Origin of the sequence: Pseudokineococcus basanitobsidens, from assembly GCF_037482545.1 — a bacterium.
In the GTDB taxonomy this organism is placed as follows: domain Bacteria; phylum Actinomycetota; class Actinomycetes; order Actinomycetales; family Quadrisphaeraceae; genus Pseudokineococcus; species Pseudokineococcus basanitobsidens.
This window is the reverse complement of the sequence record NZ_JBBIAA010000008.1, coordinates 125481-132759: the sequence shown is the minus strand read 5'-3', so window position 1 is coordinate 132759 and position 7279 is coordinate 125481. Positions and strand designations below refer to the sequence as shown.

Here is a 7279-nt window from a genome sequence, read left to right as displayed (position 1 = left end):
CGCCGACGCCCTTGCTGACGTAGGCGCGTGTCAGTTGAGGATCGGCTATCGGACGCCGGATGTCGTACTCAGTGGCACGGGCCACCTACTCGTGCCACGCTAGCGGGATGGATGCCACTCTCGTTCTCGGGCAGCAAGGACGTCTCGTCATCCCCGCAGAAGTGCGCAGCGCACTGGGCCTGGCACCTGGCGACCGCCTGCACCTGCACCTGAGCGGTCGCCGGCTCGTCCTGGAGCGTCAGCAGGACGCCGCCGCCGAGCTGCGCGGACTTGCCGCCGGCGTACCAGGCTCGCGCTCCTTGGTCGAGGAGCTGCTCGCCGAGCGGCGCCAGGCCGCCGCCGGCGAATGAGCGTCCTGGACGCCTCCGCCGTCCTGGCCCTGCTCCACGACGAACCGGGCGCCGACGTGGTCATGGCTGCCTTGCCCGGTTCGGTGCTGGGGGCTGCCAACCTCGCCGAGGTCGTCGGCAAGCTGGTCGACGCGCAGGTGGCGACCTCGCGCCTGCGAGAGCTGCTGACCTCCGCCGGGGTCACCGTCGAACCCGTCACCGAGGCCGACGCGGAGCTGGCCGGGGCGATGCGGGGCCTGCCCGGTGCACGCTCGCTGTCCCTGGGCGACCGCTGCTGCCTGGCACTGACGGTGCGCAGCGACCCTGCCCACGTGCTGACCGCCGACCGGGCCTGGGCTGACCTGGACCTGCCCGTCCGCGTTGAGTTGCTCCGGTAGATGATCCCGAGTGACACGTCGGAAGAGCGTCCGGGAGCTGGGGTCAGTGGTGCTGGAGCTCTTCCCGGGCAACACGGCGGGCGATGGTCTCGACCTCGGTCGCCGACACGGGGGCGGACCCTTGCTGCAGGGCCTGGCGCAGCAGTCGCCGCACCAGCGCGGAGACGGGCACGTGCTCGTCGTCGGCACGCCGGCGCAGCCGCTGGTCGAGGTCTCGGTCGATGCGCAGGTGCATCGGCACGTCCAGCGCCGTGGCCTTCTCGACGGTCTCGGCCTCGGCGGCCTCGGCCTCCTCGACGGCAACCTCGGCGAGGATCGCCTCGTGCCGGGCGCGGCGTGTCGTCTGGTCGGAGTCAGTCATCAGCGGAGTCCCGTCTCTCGAGGTAGTCGCGGAGGTCGGCCCCGCGGGTCTTCCAGGCCGTCACGCCCTAGTAGTCGTGCGGGTCGATAATCACGGGAGGACGAAGCCGGCATCCGGGGAGTAGCCGACGGGACGCACGTAGGCCGCCCTTGGTCCGCGGGTCCGGGTCGCGGACCACCCGCGCCGGGTCCTGGTTCGCCTGCAGTGCCCATCCGGGTTCGATGTCCGTCGCACCGGGGTAGCGAGTCGAGCGGGTGCGGATGTGGTGGGCGTCCTCGTCGTCCCACCACAACCGCCTCGCCGCCACGTCTGGGTGCGTAGCGCGACGCGCTACAGGAAGCCGCCGGTCGTCCCAGCAGACGATTTCGTCAGCGGGACGCCGACCGGTCAGCGATCGGCGTGTCCCGGGTACCAGCGCCCGACGACGACTCGGCGACTCCTTCGACCTGGGGCCCGCTGCACCAGGGGGCGACAGCGGACCTGCGTGGTCCAGACGACGTGACCGGGCGAGGGGCGTCGCCGGGGACGACCAGCGCGCCTTCGTGCCCGAGCTCCAGCGGTCGCGCGCCGCGGTCCCCTCGTCAGGCGCAGCTCCAGCCCCCGAAGGCGTACCGGACGACGACGGCGACCATGGCGAGCCCGGCCAGCACGGCGAAGGCCTCGGCGGCATCGGTGACGCCCAGCGCGCCCAGGACGAGCCCGATCACGCCCAGGCCGGCGACCACGCGGCCCAGGAGGGAGAACATCGCCTCGCCGAAGGCCCTCGCGAAGGGCAGGAAGTGCACGCCGACGACGGCCGCGATCAACGACGGACGCAGCTCGCCCCGCCCGAGGGCCTCCAGGACCGCCGAGCCGACGGCGATGACGACCAGCTCGCCGACGACGCAGGCGCCGTAGACGAGCAGCGCGACGGGACGTGGTCGGGACAGCGGTCCCAGCGCCGACGGGCGGACGTAGTGCGCGAAGCGGGCCGTCAGCACGCCGCCGACCGCGAGCACCCCGGTGAGCACCGAGATGCCGGCCCCGAGCGCCGTGCGTAGCTCACGACGAAGACCGTGCCGCCGGCCAGGCCGACGAGGCTGCCCCAGCGGCGGGGGTCCACCAGCGGCGGCGGCTCCCCGACCGCGGGCCCGTAGCGGCGCGGGCGCCTGCCGGCAGCGCTCACGTCGGTGGGGGATCGTCGGGACCGCCATCGCCTCAACCTGTCCCACGATCGGCACCGCTACGCACCGGCTCAGGAGAACTCACGCAGGCTGCTCGAGGCACGAGGTCCGGACCACCGACCAGCTCGCCGAGCATCGCCTCTCGACTCGCCGCCGACCGGCCGGACGCATCCAGGAGAGGTCCTCCGGGCAGCTCCCGTGGACGGGTGCTGTGGCGCTGACCGGCGTCACGGCCGGTCGTCGGTGGTCATGTCGCCCGTACGCACCTCCTCGCCGGGCCCGTAGCGCAGGAGGACGGCGACGCCGCCGGAGACGGGGGGCTGCAGCAGCCGCAGCCCCAGGGACGGCCCGTCGTCGGGGAACAGCCGCTTCCCCGGTCCCAGCACGACCGGGTAGACCCAGAGGTTGAGGACGTCGAAGAGGCGCCGGGCCACCAGCGTGCGCGCGAGCTCGGCGCTGCCGACGACGTGCACGCTCGCGTGCCGCTCGCGCAGCGCGGCGACCTCCGCGGTGAGGTCCGGTCCCACCAGGGTGGAGCCCTCCCAGTCGAGGCGGGGGGCGCCGCGGGACACGACGTACTTCGGGATGCGGTTGAAGGTGCGCGCGACGTCCGTGTCGCGCTCGTCCTGGGTGGGCCAGTAGCCGGCGAAGATGTCGTAGGTCTTCCGGCCGAGCAGGAGGGCGTCCATCTCCGACATACCTGCCATGACCTGCTCGCCGACCGCGTCGTCGAGCAGGGGAGCCTGCCAGCCGCCGTAGGCGAATCCCCCTTCCACGTCCTCCTCGGGACCGCCGGGCCCCTGGACCACGCCGTCGAGGGTGCTGAAGAGGTCGATGACGATGCGTCCGCTCATGACGTGGTGGACGTCGCGGCGCCGCCGCACTCATCGGCGACCGCCGCGGCGGGCACGGCCACGACCGGGAAGGCACGAGCGGTCGCCGGTGCTGCATACCCCACGGGGGTAGGGTTTCCGGGTCGAGAGGGGACGTCATGACGAGCACCGACCAGCAGGAGCGGGCGACGGAGCAGACGCCGCCCGGCTACCTGACGCAGAAGCAGGAGTACCTGCGGCGGCTCCGGCGCGTCGAGGGCCAGGCGCGCGGCCTGCAGCGGATGGTCGACGAGGAGCAGTACTGCATCGACATCCTCACGCAGGTCTCCGCGATGACCCGGGCGCTGCAGAACGTCGCCCTGGGCCTCGTCGAGGAGCACCTCGCGCACTGCGTCCGTGATGCCGTCGCGACCGGCGGCCCCGAGGCCGACGCCAAGGTCCGCGAGGCCTCCGAGGCCATCGCGCGACTCGTCCGCAGCTGACGACCCCACCGTCCCACCCCGCGAGGAGACCACCATGCGCACCGCCACCTACACCGTCACCGGCATGACCTGCGAGCACTGCGTCCGCTCGGTCACCGAGGAGGTCTCCGAGGTCGACGGCGTCCGCGGCGTCGACGTCGACCTGCCGTCGGGCCGCCTCGTCGTCACCGCGACGGACGACGTCGCGGACGCCGCCGTCGCCGCAGCCGTCGAGGAGGCGGGGTACTCCCTCGCCCCCGCCTGACCGACCCGGCGCTCACCGACCCGGCGCTGACCGACCCGCCGGCACCACCCACCTCGTCCGAGGAGGACCCATGCCCCCGGCCACCCGCCGTCCCTCGGACGCCCGAGCCGCCGCCCAGCCCGACGCCGACGGCGCGCAGGCCGGCGTCAGCGTCGACCTGCTCGTCGGCGGCATGACCTGCGCCTCGTGCGCCGCCCGGGTCGAGCGCAAGCTCGGCAAGCTGGACGGGGTCACCGCGACGGTCAACTACGCGACCGAGCGCGCCCGCGTCACCGCCCCGGAGGGCACGGACGTCGCGACGCTCGTCGCCGCCGTGGAGTCCGCCGGCTACACCGCCCGGGAGAAGCAGCCCGAGGGCCCGCAGGTGGTCGTCGAGGAGGACGACGCGCTGGCGCCGCTGCGCCGTCGGGTGCTCGTCTCGGCGGTGCTGACCGTGCCGGTCGTCGCGCTGGCGATGGTCCCGGCCTGGCAGCTCCCCGGCTGGCAATGGATCTCGCTGGTGCTGGCGCTGCCCGTCGTCGCCTGGGGCGGCTGGCCGTTCCACCGCGCCGCGGCGGTGAACCTGCGGCACGGCGCCGCGACGATGGACACGCTCGTCTCGCTGGGGACGCTCGCCGCCCTGCTGTGGTCGCTGTACGCGCTGGTGCTCGGCAGCGCCGGCGAGATCGGCATGACGCACTCCTTCACCTGGTTCGCCGGGGACGCCGACGGCAGCGGGTCCATCTACCTCGAGGCCGCTGCCGGGGTGACGACGTTCGTCCTCGCCGGGCGCTACCTCGAGGGGCGCTCGCGGCGTCGGGCCGGTGCGGCCCTGCGCGCGCTGCTCGAGAGCGGGGCCAAGGACGTCGCCGTCCGTCGCCGGGTCGACGACGCGGTGACCGAGGTCCGCGTGCCGGTGGAGGAGCTCGCCGTGGGCGACCTCTTCGTCGTCCGGCCGGGCGAGAAGGTCGCCGCGGACGGCGTGGTCGTCGACGGTGCGTCGGCGGTCGACGTGTCGGCGCTCACGGGCGAGCCGGTGCCCGCCGAGGTCGGTCCCGGCGACGCGGTCCCGGGCGGCGGCGTCAACGCCGGCGGCCGGCTCGTCGTCCGCGCCGAGAAGGTCGGCGCGGACACCCAGCTCGCGCAGGTCGCCGCCCTCGTGGAGCGGGCGCAGGAGGGCAAGGCGCAGGTCCAGCGCCTCGCCGACCGGGTCTCCGGCGTCTTCGTGCCGGTCGTGGTGGGCATCGCCGTCGCGACCCTGGCCGGGTGGGTGCTGCTCGGCGGCGGGTGGGCCGCCGCGGCCACCGCGGCCGTCGCCGTGCTGATCATCGCCTGCCCGTGCGCGCTCGGGCTGGCGACGCCGACGGCGCTCATGGTCGGCACCGGCCGCGGCGCGAGCATGGGCGTCGTCGTCCGCGGGCCCGAGGTCCTCGAGGCCACGCGCCGCGTCGACGTCGTCGTCCTGGACAAGACCGGGACGGTGACGACGGGCCGGATGGCGCTCGTCGACGTCGTCCCGGCGGCGGGGGAGGGGCGCGACGACGTGCTGCGGACCGCCGGCGCGCTCGAGGCGGCCTCCGAGCACCCGGTCGCCCGCGCCGTGGCGTCCGCGGCGGGCGACGGCCTGCCCGAGGTCGTGGGGTTCGCCTCGTGGGACGGGCTCGGCGTCGAGGGCTCGGTCGAGGGCCGGGCCGTCGTCGTCGGCCGTCCGCGGTTGCTCGCCGAGCGCGGCCTCGACCTGCCGCCCGACCTCGTCGCCGCCCGCGCCGACGCCGAGGCCACGGGGCGCACCGTCGTCGCCGTCGGGTGGGACGGCGCGGCGCGCGGCCTGCTCGTCGTCGCCGACACGGTCAAGCCGACGTCCGCCGACGCCGTCCGGCAGCTGCGCGAGCTCGGGCTGCGTCCGGTGCTCGTCACGGGCGACCACGAGGCCGCGGCGCGCGCGGTGGCCGCCGAGGTCGGCGTCGACGAGGTCGTCGCCGGCGTGCTGCCGGCCGGCAAGGTGGACGTCGTCCGGCGGCTGCAGGAGCAGGGGCACGTCGTCGCGGTCGTCGGGGACGGCGTCAACGACGCCGCCGCCCTCGCGCAGGCCGACCTCGGCCTCGCCATCGGGACCGGCACGGACGTCGCCGTCGAGGCGTCCGACCTCACGCTCGTGCGCGGAGACCTGCGCTCGGCCGCCGACGCCGTCCGGCTGTCCCGCGCGACGCTGCGGACCATCCGCGGCAACCTCGTGTGGGCGTTCGCCTACAACGTCGCGGCGATCCCGCTGGCCGCCGCCGGCCTGCTGACGCCGATGGTCGCCGGCGCCGCCATGGCGCTGAGCTCGGTCTTCGTCGTCACCAACAGCCTGCGGCTGCGCCGCTTCCGCTCCCGCTCCGGCGCGGTCGGCTGACGACCACCCCCGATCACCCCCTACCCCCCGGCGCCCTCCGTCCCCCTTCTCGCACTTCGACGACTTCATGTCGTGGATCCCCGCCTTCTGCGACGAGAAGTCGTCGAAGTGCGGAAGGGGCGGGGAAGGGGGGAGGGGGAGGGATGAGGGGGTGGGAAGGGGACGAGGGGGAGGGGCACCGGCGGGCCTGGGGACGCGGCGGTGGACGGGCGGGGGAGAACCAGCCTTCGGCGGGGGACGAGCAGGGGACGGCCTGTGGACGACGGGCGACACGCCGACACGACATCTTGGGGTGCTTGCGTCGTCGGCCCCCGGATGTAGTGTCAGCGGCGCTGGAGGTCCGGCCCTCCTCGTCGCTACGGCGGGGGTGGTCGGGGCAAGAGGGAACCCGGTGCGACTCCGGGACTGCCCCGCAGCGGTGAGTGGGAACGACCGCCGTCACCGGTGCCCGACGCACGTCGGGCGCGGGTCGCAGCACTGGGTGAGAGCCCGGGAAGCGACGGCCAGTAGGAGGGTGCGAGAGCACCCGCGCCCGCGAGTCCGAAGACCTGCCTCCGGTGCGCGCGCCGGCCGGCGCGCGCCGTCCGGGGCCTCGCGGGTGGGCTCGTGGCGACGTCGTGCGCACCCCTCGTGCGCCCTCGTCGGCATCCCTCGCGCAGCGCCGGGCCCACGGCTCGCGAGGAGAGAGCACCGATGACCCAGACCGCCGAGCGGCCGGCCGCCGCACCCGCCGCACCGCAGACCCCCGCGGGCCGGCCGACCCGCATCGCCGTCCTCAAGCGTGACGGCGGCGTCGCCCCCTTCGAGCCCGCCAAGATCTCCGCCGCCATGCGCGCCGCCTTCCTCGCCGTCGAGGGCCAGGGTGCCGGCGGCAGCAGCCGCGTCCGCGAGCTCGTCGACGTCCTCACCGGCCAGGTCGTGTCCGCGCTCGAGCGCCGCTACGGCGCGGGCCGCTCCGTCGACGTCGAGGAGATCCAGGACCAGGTCGAGCTGGCCCTCATGCGCTCGGGAGAGCACCGCGTCGCCCGCTCCTACGTACTCTACCGCGAGGAGCACGCCCGCCTGCGCGCCGCGGCCGCGGCGCTGCCCGACCCC

The 7279-nt window shown here is 75.1% G+C and carries 9 protein-coding genes and 1 riboswitch; of the genes, 6 read left to right on the top strand and 3 right to left on the bottom strand.

All coding sequences use genetic code 11. The annotated features are described in order from the left end of the window. The first annotated feature begins 107 nt into the window (after positions 1-107). Both WDZ17_RS09485 and WDZ17_RS09480 read left to right on the top strand, forming a co-directional pair. Positions 108-350 carry an AbrB/MazE/SpoVT family DNA-binding domain-containing protein gene (locus WDZ17_RS09485; protein ID WP_339574905.1) on the top strand — a complete coding sequence of 81 codons (243 nt, stop codon included), beginning with the start codon at positions 108-110 and terminating at the stop codon, positions 348-350. Continuing rightward, entirely contained in the window at positions 347-727 is a 381-nt protein-coding gene (locus WDZ17_RS09480; protein ID WP_339574904.1) for a type II toxin-antitoxin system VapC family toxin, read from the top strand. The genes WDZ17_RS09485 and WDZ17_RS09480 overlap by 4 nt, the downstream gene beginning before the upstream one ends. Positions 728-770: 43 nt before the next feature. Here the strand turns inward: WDZ17_RS09480 and WDZ17_RS09475 are convergent, their stop codons facing one another. From WDZ17_RS09475 to WDZ17_RS09465, 3 genes are all read right to left on the bottom strand, one after another. Next, on the bottom strand, positions 771-1088 hold the full coding sequence (locus WDZ17_RS09475) for a ribbon-helix-helix protein, CopG family (RefSeq protein WP_339574903.1): 318 nt from the start codon (positions 1086-1088) through the stop codon (positions 771-773). Positions 1089-1669: 581 nt separating this feature from the next. Continuing rightward, positions 1670-2098, bottom strand: coding sequence for a hypothetical protein (locus WDZ17_RS09470; RefSeq protein ID WP_339574902.1), 429 nt, complete (start codon positions 2096-2098; stop codon positions 1670-1672). Between the two features lie 380 nt (positions 2099-2478). Next, positions 2479-3105 carry a dihydrofolate reductase family protein gene (locus WDZ17_RS09465; RefSeq protein WP_339574901.1) on the bottom strand — a complete coding sequence of 209 codons (627 nt, stop codon included), beginning with the start codon at positions 3103-3105 and terminating at the stop codon, positions 2479-2481. A 137-nt stretch (positions 3106-3242) separates the two neighbouring features. On the opposite strand from WDZ17_RS09465, the gene WDZ17_RS09460 reads away from it, so the two are divergent. From WDZ17_RS09460 to WDZ17_RS09445, 4 genes are all read left to right on the top strand, one after another. Beyond that, positions 3243-3566, top strand: coding sequence for a metal-sensitive transcriptional regulator (locus tag WDZ17_RS09460; RefSeq protein ID WP_339574900.1), 324 nt, complete (start codon positions 3243-3245; stop codon positions 3564-3566). A 34-nt stretch (positions 3567-3600) separates the two neighbouring features. Continuing rightward, positions 3601-3810 carry a heavy-metal-associated domain-containing protein gene (locus WDZ17_RS09455; protein WP_339574899.1) on the top strand — a complete coding sequence of 70 codons (210 nt, stop codon included), beginning with the start codon at positions 3601-3603 and terminating at the stop codon, positions 3808-3810. Positions 3811-3982: 172 nt separating this feature from the next. Continuing rightward, a complete protein-coding gene (locus WDZ17_RS09450; protein ID WP_422631928.1) occupies positions 3983-6184 on the top strand; it encodes a heavy metal translocating P-type ATPase in 2202 nt (733 codons plus the stop codon). 319 nt (positions 6185-6503) lie between these two features. Then, positions 6504-6754, top strand: a riboswitch (cobalamin riboswitch). 123 nt (positions 6755-6877) lie between these two features. Continuing rightward, the coding region (locus WDZ17_RS09445) for an ATP cone domain-containing protein (RefSeq protein WP_339574897.1) at positions 6878-7279 on the top strand (402 nt) is incomplete at its 3' end.

What these genes read in the sequence shown, in the direction of transcription:
- WDZ17_RS09485 (WP_339574905.1), top strand. Translation starts at nt 108, where the DNA reads ATGGATGCCACTCTCGTTCTCGGGCAGCAAGGACGTCTCGTCATCCCC.
- WDZ17_RS09455 (WP_339574899.1), top strand. Translation starts at nt 3,601, where the DNA reads ATGCGCACCGCCACCTACACCGTCACCGGCATGACCTGCGAGCACTGC.
- WDZ17_RS09460 (WP_339574900.1), top strand. Translation starts at nt 3,243, where the DNA reads ATGACGAGCACCGACCAGCAGGAGCGGGCGACGGAGCAGACGCCGCCC.
- WDZ17_RS09465 (WP_339574901.1), bottom strand. Translation starts at nt 3,105, where the DNA reads ATGAGCGGACGCATCGTCATCGACCTCTTCAGCACCCTCGACGGCGTG.
- WDZ17_RS09475 (WP_339574903.1), bottom strand. Translation starts at nt 1,088, where the DNA reads ATGACTGACTCCGACCAGACGACACGCCGCGCCCGGCACGAGGCGATC.
- WDZ17_RS09480 (WP_339574904.1), top strand. Translation starts at nt 347, where the DNA reads ATGAGCGTCCTGGACGCCTCCGCCGTCCTGGCCCTGCTCCACGACGAA.
- WDZ17_RS09450 (WP_422631928.1), top strand. Translation starts at nt 3,983, where the DNA reads ATGACCTGCGCCTCGTGCGCCGCCCGGGTCGAGCGCAAGCTCGGCAAG.